This is a genomic window from Mesorhizobium sp. (assembly GCF_041661565.1).
In the GTDB taxonomy this organism is placed as follows: domain Bacteria; phylum Pseudomonadota; class Alphaproteobacteria; order Rhizobiales; family Rhizobiaceae; genus Mesorhizobium.
The window spans coordinates 1-20,151 of sequence record NZ_JBAZUD010000037.1; the positions used below are offsets into that span (position 1 = coordinate 1).

The following is a 20,151-nucleotide window of genomic DNA, read 5'->3' on the forward strand; positions in this document are numbered from 1 at the left end:
GACGCGTTTTTTCCGCCGCTATCGCTTTCGCGATACCTGCCTCGTCAGCGCGAGAGATGTTGATACCCAGTGCCTTGGCGTCTTTGATCAACTGCGAGTCAATGGACGTGTTGACGGACGTCCTCTGAGATTTTGGCGTCGATTGGAGCATGGGATGACCTCTCTTATGCGCATAGTGTACGCGCATAAGAACCCACGCAATCGTTCACCCCTCCATCTCCTCCCGCAGCATTTCCAGTTCCAGCCACTCCTCTTCCAGCGCCGCCAGCGTCGCGCGTTCCTTGTCGAGGGCGGCGATGGTCTTCTGGAACGAGGCCGGATCGCGCTCGTAATAGGCGGGATCGGCGATGTTGTTCTCCAGCCGCGAGATCGACGCCGTCACCGCTTCCATTTTCTTGGGCAGCGATTCCAGCGCGAACTTCTGCTTGAACGACAGTTTCTTCACCGGCCCTCTTTGTGGGGCTGGATCGCTCTTGCCGGACGCCGGCGCATCGCCGGCTTCGGCCCTGGCGCGGGCCTTGCGGTCTTCGAGCCTTGTGCCGCCGCGCTGCGCCAGCATGTCGGAATAGCCCCCAGCATATTCGATCCAGCGGCCGTCGCCGTCGGGCGCGATGATGCTGGTCACCGTGCGGTCGAGGAAATCGCGGTCGTGGCTGACCAGGATGACAGTGCCGGCAAAGCCGGCGACCAGTTCCTGCAGCAGTTCCAGCGTCTCCATGTCGAGATCGTTGGTCGGTTCGTCGAGCACCAGGAGGTTCGCTGGCCGCGCCAGCACGCGCGCCAGCAGCAGACGCGCCCGTTCGCCACCGGAAAGCTCGCGCACGGGCGTGCGCGCCTGCTCCGGCTTGAACAGGAAATCCTTCATGTAGGAGACGACATGACGCTGCTCGCCATTGATGACGAGGTTCTCACCGCGCCCGTCGGTGAGATACTGTGCCAGCGTCTCCTGCGGATCGACCGCCTCGCGCTTCTGGTCGAGCGTGGCGATCTCCAGATTGGTGCCGAGCCGAACCGAACCGGCATCCGGCTTCAACTCGCCGGTCAGCATCTTCAAGAGCGTCGTCTTGCCGGCGCCGTTCGGTCCGACGAGACCGACGCGGTCGCCGCGCTGAATGCGGGTCGAAAATCCTCTGACCACGGTCAGCTCGCCAAAGCTCTTCTCGATATTCTTCGCCTCGATCACCAGCTTGCCGGATTCGGCGGCGTCACTGGCCACCATGGTCGCCGAACCCTCGGCGCCGCGATGGCCGCGAAAGTCCTTGCGCATGGTCTGGAGTTCACCAAGCCGCCGCATGTTGCGCTTGCGTCGTGCCGTCACGCCATAGCGCAGCCAGTGCTCCTCGCGCACGATCTGGCGGCCGAGCTTGTGCTGTTCGCGCTCTTCCTCTTCCAGAACCAGATCGCGCCATTCCTCGAAATGGCCGAAGCCCTTGTCCAGCCTGCGGGTCTGGCCACGGTCCAGCCACACGGTGGCGCGCGACACGCGCTCGAGGAAGCGGCGGTCGTGCGAGATGACGATGAGCGCCGAGGATGTGCGGACGAGTTCGTCTTCCAGCCATTCGATCACCGCGAGATCGAGATGGTTGGTCGGCTCATCAAGCAGGAGGATGTCGGGTTCCGGCGCCATGACGCGGGCAAGCGCTGCCCGCCTGGCCTCGCCGCCGGAAAGATCGTTCGGCCGCTCCTCGCCAGAGAGGCCGAGATGTTCCATCAGGTAGCTGGCGCGATAGGGATCGTCGGCCGGGCCAAGCCCCGCCTCGACATAGGCGCGGACTGTCGTGAATCCCTCCATATCGGGCATCTGCGGCAGATAGCGGATCGTTGCCGACGGCTGACGGAAAACCTCGCCGTCCTGAGGCTCGATCAGGCCCGCGGCGATCTTCAGCAGCGTCGACTTGCCCGACCCATTGCGGCCGACCAGCGCGATCTTTTCGCCGGCCGAGGCGACCAGGGCGGCGCCATCGAGCAGCGGCGTGCCGCCGAAGGTCAGCTTTATGCCGTCGAGGTTGAGAAGAGGTGGAGCCATGTCAGCTTTCAGCCAGGGGATAGGGGTGGGTAAGCAACAGCGCGCGGCCGTGGCCGAGCTCGATCTCGAGGCGGCCCCTGACCTCGTTGGAAATGGTCAGCGACGACCCGAACGCTACGTTGACGCGATCGAGCGGCCACTTGGCGCCGGTGACGGTCAGGCCCGCGAGCTCGGAAAAGCCGAGGATCGACAACAGCGTGCCATCGGCATGGTCAAACCTGGCTTTCCCGGGCAGCAGCGGGACGCCTTCCTGGGCGCCGCTGGTCAGAAGCACTTTCGTTCCAGCCTCGGCAAGCCGCAGCGCCAGCGCCAGATGCAGGAAGGCGTGATCGGCGCGCTTGCCGCCGAAGGCGCCGGCCAGCACAAGACGGGTGGCGCCGCGCTCAAGTGCCGCCGCGATCGCCAGTTCACCGTCGGTCTTGTCCTTTTCAGCGGGAAAGGTCCGGCGGGGGACTGAAGCGAGCTCTTCGGGCAGATCGGCCGGCACCGAATCGAAATCTCCCACCCACAGTTCCGGGACAAGCCTCAACAGCCGCGCATGGCCGATGCCGGCATCGGCGGCGATAAGCCGGGAACCCTCGACCTGACGGTCGAGCCGTGGCGTGCCGATGAGATCGCCGCCAAGCAGGATGGTGAATGTGCTCATATCGTGTGGCCCTTACCAGCCCGGCACCGGAAACGGAAGGCGGCAAACTCCCCCTTGCGCGGTTGATCGGCCGGGCCTATGTGTCGAAGCGCTCTAACGGGGTGCCGGACGCGATCTTCGCGGACCGGCTGAGAGGCGATCTCGCCAACCCGCTGAACCTGATCCGGTTTGTACCGGCGGAGGGATTAGACGCTTCGGACTGTCCGACGCCTCAATTCCTTTCAATTCGAACGAAGGAGGCGCCGATGCGCACGCTTTACTATTCCGTTCTCACTGCCATCGCCCTGACGGTCTCCGGGCCGGCCTTGGCCAAGGACAAGCTCACCGTCTACACTTATGAGAGCTTCACCGCCGACTGGGGTCCCGGTCCCGTGGTGAAGAAGGAATTCGAGGCCGAATGCGGCTGCGATGTCGAGTTCGTCTCGGTTGCCGATGGCGTGGCGCTGCTCAACCGCGTCAAGCTCGAGGGAGCATCGACCAAGGCCGACATCGTGCTTGGCCTCGACACCAATCTGACCGCCGATGCCAAGGCTTCCGGCCTGTTTACGCCGCATGGCGGGGTCGGCGATGTCAATGTGCCGGGCGGCTGGAAGGACGACGTTTTCGTGCCGTTCGACTATGGCTATTTCGCCGTCGTCTACGACACCGAGAAACTGAAGACACCGCCCAGGAGCCTGAAGGAACTGGTCGAGGGCAGCGCCGACGACAAGATCGTCATCCAGGATCCGCGCACCTCGACGCCAGGCCTCGGCCTGCTTCTGTGGGTCAAGTCTGTCTATGGCGACAAGGCGCCGGAAGCATGGGCCAAGCTCAAGCGCAAGGTGCTGACCGTGACGCCGGGCTGGAGCGAGGCCTATGGCCTGTTCACCAAGGGCGAGGCGCCAATGGTTCTGTCCTACACAACATCGCCGGCCTACCACATGGTCGCCGAGAACACGCAGCGCTACCAGGCGGCGTCCTTCGAGGAGGGCGAGTACCTGCAGATCGAGGTCGCCGGCATCACCACGACAGGGGCGAAGAACCCGCTGGCGGCAAAATTCCTGGCCTTCATGACCGGACCGAAGTTCCAGGACGCCATCCCCGAAACCAACTGGATGTTCCCGGCCGGCAAGACCGACAAGCCGCTCAACCCGGCCTTCGACAGACTGGTCAAACCGACCAAGACGTTGCTGTTCAGCCCCGAGGAGGTCGCGGCCAACCGCAAGGCCTGGGTCGACGAATGGCTGGCGGTGATGAGCAAGTAAAGCTCAAGTCTCTCATGTTTGCGCCAAGGCACCCCCCTCTGGCCTGCCGGCCATCTCCCCCGCAAGGGGGGAGATTGAGCGCTCTGCCGCTTTCGCCAATCTTCAGCCTTGCAGAAATGAGCGGGGCGTGGACGTTGCCAATCTCCCCCCTTGCGGGGGAGATGTCCGGTAGGACAGAGGGGGGTGGGCGGGAACTCGACCTTCGCCAAGCATTTCCCTCGATCAACACCCGCAGTGTTGGATAGCGCGAGATGCGCACGCGCCATCCGACCGACCCCCGCATCACCGCCGGCATTGTCGCGCTTGCCTCGATCGCGCTGCTGATTGGCGGCGCGTTTGCCGGCCTGATTTTCGAAGGCGCCTCTGACTTTTCTGGCGCATGGGCAGCCTTCGATCCCTATCTGCTGCGCGTCGTGCGCTTCACGCTGTGGCAGGCGGCGCTTTCGACCCTGCTTTCGGTCGTCCCGGCACTGTTCGTGGCGCGCGCCCTGTCGCGGCATCCACGCTTTCTTGGCCGCGCCTTCATCCTGCAGCTGTTTGCCGTGCCATTGGCGCTGCCGGCCATCGTCGCGGCGCTCGGCATCCTTGCGCTCTATGGCCGCGCCGGCTATTTCGCCGGTCTGTTCAGCACGGTTGGCGGCGGGGGCTGGCCGGGCATTTATGGTCTGTCGGGGATTCTCGTCGCCCATGTCTTCTTCAACCTGCCGCTCAGCGTGCGTCTGTTGCTCGAAGCGCTGCGGACCATTCCCACGGATCAATGGCGGCTGGCGAGCCAGCTTGGCATGGGGGCGGGGCCTGCCTTCCGGCTGATCGAATGGCCAACGCTGCGCGCCGCCTTGCCCGGGGTCGCCGGGCTCGTCTTCATGCTGTGCATCACGTCCTTCACGATCGTGCTGATCCTTGGCGGCGGGCCGGCCGCGACGACGCTGGAGGTCGGCATCTACCAGGCACTGCGCTTCGACTTCGATCCGGCACGGGCGGTGACGCTGACATTGCTGCAGATCGCCTTGACCTTCGTCGTGGTGCTGGCGTTGACGCGCCTTGGCGCCAACATTGTCGGCGACACCAATCTGCCGGTGGCGCAGCGCCGCTACCTCTCGGTCAACGGGACCGAGACCTGGCTGAACGCCCTGCTGATCATGCTTGCCTTGCTGTTCGTCGTCGGACCCATGGCGGCGACGGTGACCGCCGGGCTTGGCGCCGATCTTGGCCGACTGGCCGGCGAGACTGCGGTGCGGCAGGCGACGCTGACGAGCGTAGGGCTGGCCTTTCTGTCGGCGCTGCTCTCGGTCATGCTGTCGGTGGCGCTGACCATGGCGCGGCGGGCGCTGGCGCTGAAGCGCGCAGCCGGCGCCCGGACACTGCTGGAACACGCCACGGATACGGGTGCCGGCTTTGTCCTCGTCGTGCCACCGATCGTCATCGGCGCCGGCTGGTTCCTGTTGCTGCGCCATTCCGGCGACGCCTTTGCCGTCGCGCCGGTCATGGTCGTGACCGTCAACGCGGTGATGGCGATGCCCTTCGCGCTACGCGCCGTGCGCCCCGCCTATGACGCGGCGAGCGAGCGTCACGAGCGGCTCTGCGCGCAACTGGGCATCGCCGGCTGGAACAGGTTCATCCTGGTCGACTGGCCGTCGTTGCGGCGGCCGCTCGCCACCGCCTTTGCCTTCGCCATGGCGCTGTCGCTCGGCGATCTCGGCGTCATCGCGCTGTTCGGCAGCGATTCCGTGCGGACGTTGCCCTACCTTATCCTGGCGCGCATGGGCAGTTACCGCACGCAGGATGCCGCCGGTCTGGCATTGCTGCTCGGTTTCGTCTGCCTTGCCCTTGTCGTGGTGGCGGACCGGCTTGGAAGGGGAAGAAACCATGACGGCTGACGGGGTGGCCGGCAGGCTTCAAAAGGGTGTTCCGGTGCAGCTGGAGAAGGTGTCCTTCAGCTATGGCGAGGCGCCGCTTGTCTTCGACGTCGCGTTCCCCGCCGCGAAGATCACCGCCATCATGGGGCCGAGCGGTTCGGGCAAGTCGACGCTGCTCAACCTGGTGGCGGGGTTCGAGAGGCCGACATCCGGCCGTGTGCTGATCGGCGAAACCGATGTCAGCGCCGAACCGCCGTCGGCGCGGCCGGTGTCGATGGTGTTCCAGGAAAACAACCTCTTTGCCCATCTCTCCGTCGAGCAGAACGCCGGGCTCGGGCGCTCGCCGTCGCTGCGGTTGACGGAAGGCGACCGCGCGGCCGTCAGTGATGCGCTCGCACGCACCGGCCTTGCTGGCAAGGAGAAACGGCTGCCACGCGAACTCTCCGGCGGCGAGCGCCAGCGCGTCGCACTGGCCCGCGTTCTGGTGCGCGACCGGCCGGTCCTGCTGCTCGACGAACCCTTCGCGTCGCTTGGGCCGGCCCTGCGCGACGACATGCTCGATCTCGTCGCGGCCGTTCATGCCGAACGCGGCATGACGGTTCTGTTCGTCACCCACCAGCCCGAGGATGCGGGACGCATCGCCGGGCATGTGGTGTTCCTGGACAATGGCGTGGTCGCTGCCACCGGCACGGCGGACGATTTCTTTGCCGGGGCTGGTCCGGATGTGTTTCGGCGCTATATCGGCGCGAACGCCTGGAACTCCGGATCACGAGATATTGCCCGGAAGCGGACATAATTTACGGTCAAACCGGTTGCAGGCAATGTGACGCTTGCTTGCCATGACCAGGGTAGTGTGGCTAGGTCCGCCCTATCGGTCTGGCACAGGCCGTGATTTCCCACGGCATCCGCCGCCCGTCCCCGAGGGACGCGCGACGGATGCCGTGGCAGTTTGAAAGCAGCGCATGAAGCGAAGATCGTCAGGTTTTTGCCGTCATGCGTGGGACCTGAAAGGAAGCCGTTCTGGCGATCGGCGTTGACAGAGCTCGAATGAATCCGCTGGCGCGCTTCCTCGCGCTGGCTGGCTTTGCCGTGGCATTGGCGAGCTGCCAGATGTTCACGCCTCCCGAGGTCCAGGAATCCGGTTTCCAACCTTCCGACAAGCCGATCACCGTCGACAATGTCGGCGCCAACAACAAGCTGGCCGAGCTCGCCAAGGCGCAACATCCGCGGATCCTGGCGACATATGGCGGGGAGTATTCGGATCCGAGGCTCGAGCGCATGGTTGCCAAGGTGGTCGGCAATCTAACCGTGGTGTCGGCCAATCCGACGCAGACCTACCGCATCACCATCCTCAATTCGCCCAATGTCAACGCCTTCGCACTGCCCGGCGGCTATCTCTACATAACGCGAGGCTTGCTGGCGCTGGCCAATGATTCGGCCGAACTGGCCGCGGTGATCGCGCATGAGATGGGCCACGTTACCGCCAACCATGGCTTGCAGCGCCAGCAGCTCGAAGCCGAGGAAGGCCTTGCGACCAAGGTCGTCTCCGACGTGCTCGGCGACAGCCCGACCGCCAAGGCGGCGCTGATCCGGGGCAAGCTCAGGCTCGCGCAGTTCTCGCGCAACCAGGAGCTGGAGGCCGACGCGATCGGCATCAAATCGATCGGCGAAGCCGGCTATGATCCTTTCGCCGCCGGCCGCTTCCTGCAGTCGATGTCGGCTTACACCGACTTCCGTTCCATCAGCGGCGCCACCGATGCCAGCCTCGACTTCCTGGCCACGCATCCCAACACGCCGCAGCGCATCGATCTGGCGCAGCGCCACGCCCGCCAGTTCGGCGCGCCCGGAGTCGGCACGCGCGACCGCGATTCCTTCCTCGCCGGTATTGATGGCCTGCTCTACGGCGATACGCCCGAGGAAGGCTATGTGCGCGGCGAAACCTTCCTGCATCCGGGTCTCGGCGTGTCGTTCTCGGTGCCCGAGGGCTTCATCATCGACAATTCGGCTGCAGCCGTGACGGCCACCGGACCGGGTGACATTGCCATCCGGTTCGACGGCGTGTCGATCGATAAGAACCGTGCGCTGACCGACTATATCCGCAGCGGCTGGGTGGCAGGTCTGGATGGCAGCTCCGTCAGGCAGGAAACAATCAACGGCAACGAGGCGGCCACTGCGCATGCCGGCGCCGAGGGTTGGCAGTTCGATATCGCGGTGATCCGTGCTGGTGGCCAGGTCTACAGGCTGTTGACAGCCGCACCATCGGCAAGCACCTCACTGTCCAGCGTGGCACGATCGGTCAGCGGCTCGTTCCGTGTGCTGAGCGACGCCGAGAAGGCGGCCTTGAAGCCTCTGCACATTCGCGTGCTCACCGTGCAGCCCGGTCAGACAATGGGAACCCTGGCGGCGCAAATGGTGGGCGTGGACCGCAAGCTCGATCTTTTCCGCGTCCTCAACGCGCTATCGCCGGGAGCCGCGGTGTCGGCCGGCGACAAGGTCAAGATCGTCACCGACAAGTAAGCAGGCCTCAGGCGGCATTCGCCCGGAATTCAGGGTTCTGCTTCACCAGCGCGATCTTGAGCTTCTCCATCGCCCGGGCTTCGATCTGGCGGACGCGTTCCTTGGAAATGCCGAGCGTTTCGCCCAGCGCCTCTAGCGTCGCGCCCTCGTCACTTAGCCTGCGTTCCTCGATGATGCGCAATTCGCGGGCGTTCAGTGCGTGAAGCGCTGCCTTCAGCCAGGCGGAACGGCGCTCGACATCGATCGTGTCGCTGGCGACCTCGTCGGGCAGCGGATCGTCCGATACCAGGAAATCCATCCGCTCGGTCGAACCCGCATCATCGGCAATCGGCATGTTGAGCGAAGAGTCGGGCGCCGACAGGCGCGAATCCATCATCGCGACGTCGGCTTCGGACACGCCCAGTGCCTCCGACACCTGCCGATAGAGCGTGGCGTTGGACAAGGGTTCCGGGCCGTTGGCCAGGCGCGCGCGAAGACGACGCAGGTTGAAGAACAGCGCCTTCTGCGCCGAGCTCGTGCCGCCGCGCACGATCGACCAGTTGCGCAGGATGTAGTCCTGCATGGAGGCGCGGATCCACCAGGTCGCATAAGTCGAAAAGCGCACCTCGCGTTCCGGCTCGAAACGGGCGGCGGCCTCCAGCAGGCCGACATGCCCTTCCTGGATCAGGTCGCCGAGTGGCAGGCCATAGTGGCGGAACTTGGAGGCCATGGAGATCACCAGCCGCATATGGGCAACGGTTATGCTGTGCAAGGCGTTCTGGTCGTTGTCGTCTTTCCAGCGCATCGCGAGCCGATGCTCTTCATCGCGTTCAAGGTAGGGAGCCCGCATCGCCGCGCGGACCATGGTCCGTCCTGCAGTGTCTTCCATCATGGGACGCTCCCTTGCTCAGCGCGGATGACCTGTCGATCTTGGCTAGCGCCGGGTTGAAATGGCAACGCTCCGCCCTAGAACTGCCAAACGTGTCATGCGCGACATGGTTCCGCGCCCGCCTCGGAGTGAAATGCTTGCCCCAGAGAGGTCGGCGCGGAGGGGCTGGGTGCCCAAGCATCGTCAATAAGTATGGAATGGAGTATATGATTCCAGGAATAACCCGTTTTTGAAAATCCATTCCTTATTATTTCGACCAGCATCTGTCAGTTTCCAGCGCTCACAGCATGCCTGACATCAGGCCAAGGACGGGATCACGTAAATATGAAATGGCTCAAGTCGCTTATCGCCGCTGCAACACTGCAAGCCCTGGCCGTCACGGCAGGCCACGCCGGCGCCAATCTCGACCAGATCAAGCAGGCTGGCGTCTTCAAGGTCGGCACGGAAGGCACTTATGCGCCGTTCACCTATCATGATGCCTCGGGAGCGCTTGTCGGTTTCGATGTCGAGATCGCCAAGGCAATCGCCGACAAGCTTGGCGTCAAGGCCGAGTTCCTGGAAGGCAAATGGGACGGGCTGATCGCCGGCCTGGACGTCAGCCGTTATGACGCGGTCATCAACGAAGTCGGCATCACCGATGCCCGCAAGGCCAAGTATGATTTCTCAGATCCCTATATCGCCTCCAAGGCGGTGCTGATCGTGCGCGGTGACAACACCGACATCAAGTCCTTCGCCGATCTCAAAGGCAAGAAGTCGGCGCAGTCGTTGACCTCGAACTTCGGCAAGCTGGCCGAGACGAATGGCGCCGAGCTCGTCGGCACCGACGGCTTCGACCAGTCGATCCAGCTGCTGCTGACCGGCCGCGCGGACGCCACCATCAATGACAGCCTGTCGTTCCTCGACTTCAAGAAGCACAAGCCGGACGCCAATGTGAAGATCGCCGCGCAGGAGGAAAACGCCGACTATTCCGGCGTCATCGTGCGCAAGGGTGATCCCGAACTGGTTGCCGCGATCAACAAGGCGCTGGCCGACATCAAGGCCGACGGCACCTACAAGAAGATCGCCGACACCTATTTCGGCCAGGACGTCTCGAAATAACGATTTGTGCCCGGGCCGGATGCGGTCCGTACGACCCGACCAGCGGCGGACCGTCTTTGACGGCTCGCCGCTTTTGTCGTGATATGGCGCGCCCGTAGCCCGCTTTGACAAAGCCGCGCCGCTCATTTTGGAGGACCATTCGTGCCGCACTGGCTGCAACTGATGCTGGAGTCGCTGCCTTCGCTGCTGTGGGCGGCGTTGATCTTCACCGTGCCGCTGACCCTGCTGTCTTTCGTGCTTGGCCTGACTGTCGGCCTGGGCGCAGCGCTCGGCCGGCTGTTCGGCCCGCGGCCGCTGGCAGCGCTCGTGCGCTTCTATGTCTGGATCTTCCGCGGCACACCGCTGCTGGTGCAGCTGTTCTTGATCTTCTACGGCCTGCCTTCTGTCGGCATCCTGCTCGACGCCTTCACTGCGGCCTTGATCGGCTTCACGCTCAATGTCGGCGCCTACACGTCGGAAATCATCCGTGCGGCCATCGGCTCGGTGCCGAAGGGGCAGTGGGAAGCCGCCTATTCCATCGGCATGACGTGGAGCCAGGCAATGCGGCGCACTATCCTGCCGCAAGCCGGCCGGGTCGCCGTGCCGCCGCTCTCCAACACCTTCATCTCTCTGGTCAAGGATACGTCGCTGGCGGCCGCCATCACGGTGCCGGAAATGTTCCAGGCGGCGCAACGCATCGTTGCCACCACCTACGAGCCGCTGATCCTCTATGTCGAAGCGGCGATCCTCTATCTGGCGCTGAGCTCGGTGCTGTCGGCCTTGCAGGCGCGGCTGGAGACGCGGCTCAACCGCTATGGCGGCTTCCTGGAGGCGCGCTCATGATCAGCCTCGGCAACATCGAAAAGCGCTTTGGCGACAATCTCGTTCTGAAGGGGGTTACTGTTACGATCGCCGAAGGCAGCGTCACCGCCTTGGTCGGCCCTTCGGGCGGCGGGAAAAGCACGCTGCTGCGTTGCATAAACCTGCTGGAGATTCCGACTTCGGGCACGGTGCGCATCGGCGACGAGGCGCTTGAATTCCGGCCCGGCGGCCGAGTCTCGTCCAGCGACATCCAGCGCCTGCGCCTGCAGACCGGCATGGTGTTCCAGAACTTCCAGCTGTTCCCGCACCGCACCGCGATCGAGAATGTCATGGAAGGGCTGGTGACGGTGCTGCGATGGCCAGCGGAAAAGGCACGGGAACGGGCGCTTGCCTTGCTTGAAAAGGTCGGCATGGCGCACAAGGCCGACGCCTGGCCGGCAACGCTGTCTGGCGGCCAGCAGCAGCGTGTGGCGATCGCCCGGGCACTGGCGCCGTCGCCCAAGGTGCTGCTGTGCGACGAACCGACCTCGGCGCTTGATCCGGAGCTGGCGCAGGAGGTGGTCGATGTGCTGGGAAAACTCGCCAGCGAAGGCACCACCATGGTGATGGCGACGCATGATCTGCGCCTGGCGTCCAAGATCGCGCAGGAAGTGGTGTTTCTCGATGCCGGCGTTGTCGTTGAGAAGGGACCATCCGCCGTGCTGTTCGACAGGCCGCAACAGGAGCGGACCAAGCGCTTCATCGCAACGCTGAAGCAGGAGGCGGAGAAGGAAGGCGGCGGCCAGGCGTAGGCGCGGCCCTCATTTCGAATGTCCGAAAAACAAAAACCCGGCGCGAGGCCGGGTTTTCATGAACTCAGAGGCGGCGAAGCTCAAGCGGCTTCTTCCTGCTCGGCTTCCTCGTTGTCGGCCTTGGCGCCGCGCTTCGGGCCCTTGTTGAGGTTGACCTCGATCAGGCGCACGGCTTCGGTTTCCGACATGCGGTTGACGGCCGCGATCTCGCGGGCCATGCGGTCGAGTGCCGCCTCATAGAGCTGACGCTCGGAATAGGACTGCTCCGGCTGGTTGTCGGCGCGATAGAGGTCGCGCACCACTTCCGAGATCGAGATCAGGTCGCCGGAATTGATCTTCGCATCATACTCCTGCGCACGGCGCGACCACATGGTGCGCTTGACGCGGGCGCGGCCCTGCACGACCTTCAGCGCGCGCTCGACGTAATCCTCTTCCGACAGCTTGCGCATGCCGATGGAGGTCGCCTTGGCGACCGGCACCTTCAGGCGCATCTTGTCCTTCTGGAAGTCGATGACGAACAGTTCCAGCTTGTGTCCAGCAACTTCCTGCTCGTCGATCGAGACGATCTGGCCGACACCATGCGCCGGATAGACGATGTACTCGCCGGTCTTGAAACCATGACGCGCAGCGGTGGACTTCTTTTGCGGGGTGATTGTTGCCATTACGCCCTGAACTCCTTGTTGTGGTACCGGCGTCCTGCCGGTCCGAACTCGCGCGATCGGGGAAACCGATCGTTAGCCGCGCAACAGATGAACCCACCGGAAAGGCCGGGACCGGCAAACCGCACGATTGCGACCGCCTGGCCCAGATCGCTCTGGTCCGGAATGGGATTTTCACCTTTCAGTGATTTGGGGCGTCTGCGCCATAAATCGACGTTGTGTCACCGGCATGTTTCGCTCATGTAACACAAAAAGTCGGAAGAATCAAGGTTTTGCTGCATTCGCGAAGGCCACGGCTTCGCACCGCCTGTCAAGACGGGTGACGAAACATACCTCTTACGCAGCGTCACGCCGGCCTTTGCGGCCGCGCTGTCAGTCGCCTTGGCCAGGCTCCGCCGAGAAGTATTTCTCGAACTTGCCAGCCTCGCCATCGAAGGATTTGGCGTCGGCAGGCGGATCCTTCTTGGCCGTGATGTTGGGCCATTTGTCGGCATATTCGGTGTTGATCTGCAGCCACTTGTCGAGGCCCGGCTCGGTGTCGGGCTTGATCGCGTCGGCCGGGCATTCCGGTTCGCAGACGCCGCAGTCGATGCACTCGTCGGGATGGATGACGAGCATGTTTTCGCCTTCGTAGAAACAGTCGACCGGACACACCTCGATGCAATCCATGTATTTGCACTTGATGCAATTATCGGTCACGACATAGGTCATCGATCGGCTCCGGGATGTCCCGTTTTGCTGGGCTTTTTGCGTGAGGTAACGTCTTTGGCCGTCGCTTGCAAGGGCGGCCATTGCCGGTTGCACGGGCATTGCGGAATGGAATTCCCGACGACGGACATGGAGCATGCCGGCGATGTCGAGCGGGCGCCGTGTTTGCGGTTGGGTTTTGCCTAAAGCGCGGCGCTTCGGGCGAGCAGTCCCATCAGTCCTCGCCAATCAAGCGATCGGTCTGGCGGCGCTCCCGCTTGGTCGGCCGGCCGCTGCCTGCCTCGCGCAGCGCCGGAATGGCGTCTGGAAGGGCATCGCCCTTGGGAACGGGCGGCGGCGACATGTCCTCGTAGAGGGTCCGCGCCTCCTCGGCCGGGCCCCGCCGGACACCGGCATTCAGCACTTTCCAGACGAAGATCCGCCGCTCGAGCGTGATGGTCAGGACATCGCCAGGCTTGACCTGAGCGGAAGCCTGCGATGCTTTGTCGCGATTGATGCGGACCCTACCGGCAACCACCAGTTTTGCCGCCAGCGAACGCGATTTCACGGCGCGCGCGAAGAACAGCCATTTGTCGATGCGCTGGCGGTCCCTGGCGGCCATTGGGGCAACCATCGGAGCGGAGCCGTGATTACTTCTTCAGCTGGTCGCGCAAGGCGGCGAGCTTGGCGAAGGGCGAGTCCGGATCGAAGCGCACCGGGCGCTCCTCGCGAGGCTTGGCCTGGAAGGCCGGCTTCGCCCCGCCCTTGACCTGCTCGGGGCGACCGCCCTTGCCTTCCGGCCTGCCGCCTTTCCAGTCGGGCCGGCCTTCGCGGCGCTCCGGCCGCTCGCCTTGCGGGCGGGCGTCACGACGCTGTTCGCCCTCGGCCTGCGGCTTGGGCTTGAACTTGGAGCGGTCGAAGCGGGGCTTGCCCGCGCCATCGCGCCGCCCTTCATGAGCCGGACGCTCTCCGGGCGCGGCAGCGGCCGGTGCTGCGGCGCCGTCGGCTGCCGGTGCAGTGCCGCGACCACGCGCCTGCCCGTTGCGCTGGCGATTGTTGCGGCCCTCGTGATGGCGGGGACGTTGTTCGAAACGGCCCTGGCGCCACAGCAAGATCGGCTTGGGCGCTTCGGCTTCTGCCACGGGTTCGCCGGCCTCAACCTCTCCCTCGTGAGGAGAGTCGGCGCGAAGCGCCGGGGTGGGGGCAGCAACGGTATCGTCAGCACCAACTGCATCGCTGGCCTCGCCAGCATCCCTTGCACCGTCGGCGCCATCACCCGCGTCGCTTCGCGCCGCGGCCTCCCCCGTCGAGGGGGAGGTGAGAGCACTGTCGCCTTCGATGGCGGTGGCGTCAGAAATGGCTTCTGCAACCAGCGCAATCTCTTCCGTGACTTCCGCTGGAGCTTCGGTCGGCTCTTCCGCGACAGGCTCTGCTGCCGTTTCCGCGGTGACCTCGGCCGGAGCCTCGACGGCGGCCTCGGCGGCAGCCGGTTCCGAACCCTCGACGGCTGGCTCAGCCGCCGCATCTGTTGCTGCAGCTTCCGCAGCCCTGGCCTGCTCGGCGCGCGCGGCCTCTTCCGCCGCGAGCTTCGCAGCGGCCGCTTCGCGGGCGGCATTGTCCTGCGCTTCCAGGCGTGCCTTGACCTCGGCGGCCGGTTTCGGTTCGGCACGGTAGCCGAGGCCCTTCAGGATCTCTTCCATGTCGTCGGCTGTGGCGCCGAGAATCGACATCATCGGCGGCGTCACCATGAAGGACTGGCCGTCATAGGCGCCGTCCGGGCGCTGGCCGAGACCCGGCTTCCAGTTGGTCGCCGGACGGATCAGGTCCGCCAGCCGCTCCAATATGTCGATGCGAACGGCACGGCGGCCGAGATTGCGGTAACCGGCAAGCTTGTAGAAGGCCTTGTCGAAGGCCGGGTCGATGACCACCGAGGTGCGGCCCGAGGCAAGTGCATGGACCACGTCGCCGAAGCCGGCCTTGTCCTTGCCGTCATTCTTCAGCGCCCAAAGCAAGGTCACCAGACCGGCGGGCGCCGGCTTGATCAAAGCGGGCACGAAGACGTGGTAGGCGCCGAAACGCACGCCAAGCCGGCGAAGTGCGGCGCGGCCTTCCTGGTCGAGCGACTTCATCTCCTCGGCGATATCGCGGCGGTTGATGAGGCCGAAATTCTCGACCAGCTGGAAGGCGATGCCCCGGCCGATGCCGGAGATCTGGTCGGCGTTCTTCAGGTCGACCAGCGGCTTCAGCAGCGACTCGATCTGGAAATTGACGAAACGCTCGGCGCGCGCGGCGACCTTGTCGCGCGCCGGTCCGGTGAGTTGCTCGTCGGCCAGCAGCACGAGGCGCGGCTTCAGTGCGTCTTCGCCCGAGACCAGTGTGCCGATCGGCGCGCCGATCCAGCGCAACGTGCCATCCGAGCCGAGCGCGATGTCGCCATTGGCGCTGGCGCCGAAGCGTTCGGCACGCGCCTCGAATTCGGCTGCCAGCGCCTTCTGCGCGGCAGTGCGCACTGCCTTGGCGTCCTCGCCGCCGGCGGTCTGGTCGGCGGTGAAACGGAACCCCTGCAATTCGCCGACATGGTGGCCTTCGACGAGGACGGTTCCGGTAGGGCTGATTTCGGCTTCAGGCATGGTATTTTCTCTAAGGCGCCGCATGAGGACGGAAGTCCTGCGGTCTACGAAGCGTTTCGTCAACCGCTCATGCAGCGCATCGGACAATCTGTCTTCGATTTCGCGCGTCTTTTCCTGCCAGTGTGCCTGATCGGCCAGCCAGCCGGGCCGGTTCGACACGAAGGTCCAGGTGCGGATCTGGGCGATGCGGTGCGACAGAGTGTCGATGTCGCCCTCCGTGGTGTCGGCGCGGCGCACCTGTTCGGCCATGTAATTCTCGTCGACATGGCCGTGCCGGGCAAGGTCAGTATAGATTGACGCGATGAGATCCGCATGCTGGGCCGGCGCGATCTTGCGATAGTCCGGCAGCGCGCAGGCCTCCCACAGCAGCGCGACGCGTTTGGCATTGGTGGCCAGCGCGCGGATATCCTCGTCGCGAGACAAATATCCAAGCGCCTGGGCGTCCACCGCCGGCAGCGCGCGCGTCAGGCCTTCGACCGGGGCGTTGGTTTCGATCGAGCGTTTCAATGCGTCGAGGCTGGCGAAGTCGAACTGCGCGGTGCGCCATTGCAGCACCTTCACCGGCTCGAAATCATGGCCCTCGATCTTCTTGATCAGCTCCTCGTCCAGTGGGTCGACCTGGCCGGTGACGCCAAAAGTGCCGTCGCGCAGATGCCGGCCGGCGCGTCCGGCGATCTGGCCAAGCTCCGCCGCTGTCAGGTTGCGGTACTGGAAGCCGTCGAACTTGCGGTTCTGGGCGAAGGCGACATGGTCGAGATCGAGGTTGAGGCCCATGCCGATGGCGTCGGTGGCAATGAGATAGTCGACGTCGCCCGACTGGAACAACGCCACCTGGGCGTTGCGGGTGCGCGGGCTGAGGGCGCCAAGCACGACCGCCGCCCCGCCCTGCTGGCGGCGGATCAGTTCGGCAATGGCATAGACCTCGTCGGCGGAGAAGGCGACGATCGCCGTGCGCCGCGGCAGGCGGGTCAGCTTCTTCGATCCGGCATAGGCCAGATGCGACAGCCTTGGCCGCGTCACCACCGAGACGCCCCTCAGCAGACGCTGGAGGATCCCCTGCATCGTGGCCGCACCGAGCAGCAGCGTTTCCTGGCGACCCCGAAGGTGCAGGATGCGATCGGTGAAGATGTGTCCGCGCTCGAGATCGCCGGCGAGCTGCACCTCGTCGATGGCGACGAAAGCAGCGTCGGTGGTCCGCGGCATGGCTTCGACGGTGCAGACCGAATATTTCGCGCCTGCCGGCTGGATCTTTTCTTCGCCGGTGATGAGCGAGACCTTGTGCGCGCCGACCTTTTCGCAGACGCGGCTGTAAACCTCCCGAGCCAGCAGCCTGAGCGGCAGGCCGATGATGCCGCTCTCATGCGCCACCATGCGCTCGATGGCGAGATGGGTCTTGCCGGTGTTGGTCGGCCCAAGCACGGCGGTCACGTCGCGGCCCGACAGGATCAGCGGTTCGGCGGGTTTCGATTGAATGTTCATCGACCTGGAAATAAGGCTTCTGGCCTCTGGTTGTCGGGAGCGTGCCCTGGATGGCGCGTATGACAGCCGACACATAGGGATTTAGAGTGCCAAGCGAAAGCGGAATGTTCCGCGGGCTGTTCGAAAGGGGCGTGTGTCAAGCCCCCAAGCACCAGCCGGTTAACGGTTGGAACGAGTCTGGAACGAATCGGCGACGAATCAGTGACTTCTGCGGATTCAGCTTTTGTTCACGGCTATATGTGGATTTTGCGACCGCGAGTCTCACCACATGCTGAATCGTCCAACTGGCCCGTTTTATGCGAGGAGCGCGGTCTCATTAACCTTTGCCAAGAGCAGTCGCGGCGATTTGCCGTGTCTCGTGCAAAGTTATGAAATTGTTCATCTTTCCTAATTCGCACTAAGGCTTTTTGAGCACATTCCCGCGACCACTGTTAACGTTCTGGCCAAAGCCGGAACGAAACGGCGACGAATCAGACATGCCGCCCTTTTCTTGCTTTGTTCACCCCAACATCTTGCGTTGCCCACAGCTTGTCCACCGAGACTCCACAGGGTTGCAGGCAAGTTACCCACAGGAGACCCGGATGCCGTTAACCACTGCGTGCCGGATCGGGACATCGGCCGGTATAGGCTCGAGCGGAATAGCGGCTCCGTCTTCAGGTAATATGATGTCTCAGGTAATATACTGGCCGCCATTGGCGGTGAGCGTGGAGCCGGTAATGAAGCCGGCATCCTCCGAGGCCAGGAACACGACGCAGCGGGCGATCTCTTCCGGTTCGCCCAGGCGGCCGACCGGGATCTGGGGGATAATCCGTTCGTTGAGGACCTTCTCGTCGATGGCCTTCACCATTTCGGTGGCAATGTAGCCGGGGCAGATGACATTGACGGTGATGCCCGCGCGGGCACCCTCCTGGGCAAGCGCCTTGGTAAAGCCGATGTCGCCGGCCTTGGCGGCGGAATAGTTGACCTGGCCCGCCTGGCCCTTCTGGCCGTTGATCGAGGAGATGGTGATGACACGGCCGAACTTGCGGTCGCGCATGCCGCCCCACAGCGGATGCGTCATGTTGAAGACGCCGGAGAGGTTGGTGTCGATGACCTCTTTCCACTGGTCGCGGGTGAGCTTGTGGAACATGGCGTCGCGGGTGATGCCGGCATTGTTGACCAGCACCGCGACAGGGCCGAGATCGGCCTCGACCTGTTTAATGCCGGCGGCGCAGGCATCATAGTCGGCGACCGACCATTTGTAGACCGGAATGCCCGTGACATCCTTGAACTTCGCCGCCGCCTCGTCATTGCCGGCATAGTTCGCGGCAACCGAATAGCCGGCGTTCTTCAAGCCTATCGAGATCGCGGCGCCGATGCCGCGCGATCCGCCCGTGACGATTGCGACCTTGGTCATGGTATTCCCTCCCTTTGGTCGGAGAGCGAATAGGGAGTAGCGAATAGCGGGTGGGGATTTGATGCCCCTTCGCGCTGACGCCATTCTCCCCTATTCGCTACTCCTATTCGCTACGCACTTCCTTGACAGAGCGCCTCGACGCACATGGCGACGCCCATGCCGCCGCCGATGCACAGCGTGGCGAGGCCCTTCTTCGCCCCGCGACGGCGCATTTCGTAGACCAATGTGTTGAAGATGCGGGCGCCGGAGGCGCCGATCGGATGACCGATGGCGATGGCACCGCCATTGACGTTGACGATCGAGGGATCCCAGCCCATGTCCTTGTTGACGGCGCAGGCCTGGGCGGCAAAGGCCTCGTTGGCCTCGATGAGGTCCAGATCGCCGACCGACCAGCCTGCCTTTTCCAGGGCCTTGCGCGAGGCGGGAATGGGCCCTGTGCCCATGATCGCCGGATCGACGCCGGCGGTTGCCCAGGACGCGATGCGCGCCAGCGGCGTGATGCCGCGCCGCGCCGCCTCAGCTTCGCTCATCAGCACCACGCCGGCGGCCCCGTCGTTGATGCCCGACGCGTTGGCGGCGGTAACCGTGCCGTCCTTGTCGAAGGCCGGCTTGAGCCTGGTCATGGCGTCGAGCGTCGCGCCGTGGCGGATATATTCGTCCTGGTCGACAATGGTGTCGCCCTTCTTGCCCTTCAGCGTGACGGCGACGATCTCGTCGTTGAACTTGCCGGCCTTCTGCGCAGCCTCGGCCTTGTTCTGGGAGGCGAGCGCGAACTGGTCCTGGTCGTCGCGGGTGATCTGGAACTGGCGTGCGACATTCTCGGCCGTGTTGCCCATGTGATAGCCGTTGAAGGCATCCCACAATCCGTCCTTGATCATGGTGTCGATAAGCTTGAAGTCGCCCATCTTGACGCCGGCGCGCAGGTGCTGGGCATGCGCCGACAGCGACATCGATTCCTGCCCGCCGGCGATGATCACCTTGGCGTCGCCGGCGGCGATCTGCTGCATGCCCAGCGCAATGGCGCGCAGGCCCGAGCCGCAAACCTGGTTGAGTCCCCAGGCGGTGGTTTCCTTGGGGAGGCCGGCATTGATCGATGCCTGGCGGGCCGGGTTCTGGCCCTGGGCGGCGGTCAGCACCTGGCCCAGGATGACCTCGTCGACCTCGGTGGCTTCCACACCGGCGCGTGACAGCAACTCCCTGATGACGACGGCGCCGAGTTCATGCGCCGGAGTGGTCGCGAAGGCTCCGTTGAAGGATCCGACCGGCGTGCGCGCGGCACTGGCAATGACGATGGAAGCGGACATTTTCTTCTCCAGACTTCAAGCTGTTGTTTCTGCGTTTGAGGACTTTTCTTGCCCTTTCCAGAACCCGAGTCAAACCGGAAATGGGCGTAGGGCCATTGTGCCGGGGGCAGGCCGGGCCCTGGGGTCAGGGCGGCCCGTCCATTGCTGCG

At 64.3% G+C, this 20,151-nt stretch carries 17 protein-coding genes and 1 riboswitch; of the genes, 7 read left to right on the top strand and 10 right to left on the bottom strand.

Annotated elements, in window-relative coordinates; all coding sequences use genetic code 11:
* The 3 genes from WC739_RS09110 to WC739_RS09120 form a co-directional block, all read right to left on the bottom strand.
* The coding region (locus tag WC739_RS09110) for a type II toxin-antitoxin system CcdA family antitoxin (protein WP_372952701.1) at nucleotides 1–187 on the bottom strand (187 nt) is incomplete at its 3' end.
* 18 nt (nucleotides 188–205) lie between these two features.
* Nucleotides 206–2,026: an ABC-F family ATP-binding cassette domain-containing protein gene (locus tag WC739_RS09115; protein ID WP_372952702.1), complete on the bottom strand. Its 1,821-nt coding sequence runs from the start codon at nucleotides 2,024–2,026 to the stop codon at nucleotides 206–208.
* A gap of 1 nt (nucleotide 2,027) precedes the next feature.
* On the bottom strand, nucleotides 2,028–2,672 hold the full coding sequence (locus WC739_RS09120; RefSeq protein WP_372952703.1) for a thiamine diphosphokinase: 645 nt from the start codon (nucleotides 2,670–2,672) through the stop codon (nucleotides 2,028–2,030).
* A gap of 87 nt (nucleotides 2,673–2,759) precedes the next feature.
* Nucleotides 2,760–2,874: riboswitch (TPP riboswitch) on the top strand.
* 43 nt (nucleotides 2,875–2,917) lie between these two features.
* Here WC739_RS09120 and thiB point away from each other — a divergent pair.
* The 4 genes from thiB (at nucleotide 2,918) to WC739_RS09140 (ending at nucleotide 8,289) form a co-directional block, all read left to right on the top strand.
* Nucleotides 2,918–3,916: a thiamine ABC transporter substrate binding subunit gene (gene thiB, locus WC739_RS09125; protein ID WP_372952704.1), complete on the top strand. Its 999-nt coding sequence runs from the start codon at nucleotides 2,918–2,920 to the stop codon at nucleotides 3,914–3,916.
* 251 nt (nucleotides 3,917–4,167) lie between these two features.
* Nucleotides 4,168–5,793, top strand: coding sequence for a thiamine/thiamine pyrophosphate ABC transporter permease (gene thiP / locus WC739_RS09130; RefSeq protein ID WP_372952705.1), 1,626 nt, complete (start codon nucleotides 4,168–4,170; stop codon nucleotides 5,791–5,793).
* Entirely contained in the window at nucleotides 5,783–6,568 is a 786-nt protein-coding gene (thiQ, locus tag WC739_RS09135; protein ID WP_372952706.1) for a thiamine ABC transporter ATP-binding protein, read from the top strand. The genes thiP and thiQ overlap by 11 nt, the downstream gene beginning before the upstream one ends.
* A gap of 251 nt (nucleotides 6,569–6,819) precedes the next feature.
* Nucleotides 6,820–8,289, top strand: a complete 1,470-nt coding sequence (locus WC739_RS09140; RefSeq protein WP_372952707.1) for a M48 family metalloprotease — start codon at nucleotides 6,820–6,822, stop codon at nucleotides 8,287–8,289.
* 7 nt (nucleotides 8,290–8,296) lie between these two features.
* On the opposite strand, the gene WC739_RS09145 is transcribed toward WC739_RS09140, so the two are convergent.
* Nucleotides 8,297–9,160, bottom strand: a complete 864-nt coding sequence (locus WC739_RS09145; protein ID WP_372952708.1) for an RNA polymerase factor sigma-32 — start codon at nucleotides 9,158–9,160, stop codon at nucleotides 8,297–8,299.
* Nucleotides 9,161–9,481: 321 nt separating this feature from the next.
* Here WC739_RS09145 and WC739_RS09150 point away from each other — a divergent pair, with 321 nt between their 5' ends.
* The 3 genes from WC739_RS09150 (at nucleotide 9,482) to WC739_RS09160 (ending at nucleotide 11,847) form a co-directional block, all read left to right on the top strand.
* A complete protein-coding gene (locus tag WC739_RS09150) occupies nucleotides 9,482–10,255 on the top strand; it encodes an amino acid ABC transporter substrate-binding protein (protein ID WP_372952709.1) in 774 nt (257 codons plus the stop codon).
* Nucleotides 10,256–10,396: 141 nt separating this feature from the next.
* On the top strand, nucleotides 10,397–11,077 hold the full coding sequence (locus tag WC739_RS09155; RefSeq protein ID WP_372952710.1) for an amino acid ABC transporter permease: 681 nt from the start codon (nucleotides 10,397–10,399) through the stop codon (nucleotides 11,075–11,077).
* Nucleotides 11,074–11,847, top strand: a complete 774-nt coding sequence (locus WC739_RS09160; RefSeq protein WP_372952711.1) for an amino acid ABC transporter ATP-binding protein — start codon at nucleotides 11,074–11,076, stop codon at nucleotides 11,845–11,847. The genes WC739_RS09155 and WC739_RS09160 overlap by 4 nt, the downstream gene beginning before the upstream one ends.
* 80 nt (nucleotides 11,848–11,927) lie before the next feature.
* Here WC739_RS09160 and WC739_RS09165 read toward each other — a convergent pair whose 3' ends face one another.
* The 6 genes from WC739_RS09165 to WC739_RS09190 form a co-directional block, all read right to left on the bottom strand.
* A complete protein-coding gene (locus WC739_RS09165) occupies nucleotides 11,928–12,509 on the bottom strand; it encodes a CarD family transcriptional regulator (protein WP_006327799.1) in 582 nt (193 codons plus the stop codon).
* 369 nt (nucleotides 12,510–12,878) lie between these two features.
* Nucleotides 12,879–13,217: a ferredoxin FdxA gene (fdxA, locus tag WC739_RS09170; RefSeq protein WP_224662860.1), complete on the bottom strand. Its 339-nt coding sequence runs from the start codon at nucleotides 13,215–13,217 to the stop codon at nucleotides 12,879–12,881.
* Nucleotides 13,218–13,428: 211 nt separating this feature from the next.
* Complete coding sequence (locus WC739_RS09175; RefSeq protein ID WP_372952712.1) at nucleotides 13,429–13,815, bottom strand: RNA-binding S4 domain-containing protein; 387 nt, start codon at nucleotides 13,813–13,815, stop codon at nucleotides 13,429–13,431.
* Between the two features lie 28 nt (nucleotides 13,816–13,843).
* Nucleotides 13,844–17,302 (bottom strand): helicase-related protein, encoded by a 3,459-nt coding sequence (locus WC739_RS09180; protein WP_372952713.1) that lies wholly within the window; start codon nucleotides 17,300–17,302, stop codon nucleotides 13,844–13,846.
* 670 nt (nucleotides 17,303–17,972) lie between these two features.
* The gene (phbB, locus tag WC739_RS09185) at nucleotides 17,973–18,698 is read right to left on the bottom strand and encodes an acetoacetyl-CoA reductase (protein ID WP_372952714.1); all 726 of its coding nucleotides are present in this window, start codon (nucleotides 18,696–18,698) and stop codon (nucleotides 17,973–17,975) included.
* Between the two features lie 110 nt (nucleotides 18,699–18,808).
* Entirely contained in the window at nucleotides 18,809–20,002 is a 1,194-nt protein-coding gene (locus WC739_RS09190; RefSeq protein ID WP_372952715.1) for an acetyl-CoA C-acetyltransferase, read from the bottom strand.
* Nucleotides 20,003–20,151 lie beyond the last annotated feature (149 nt).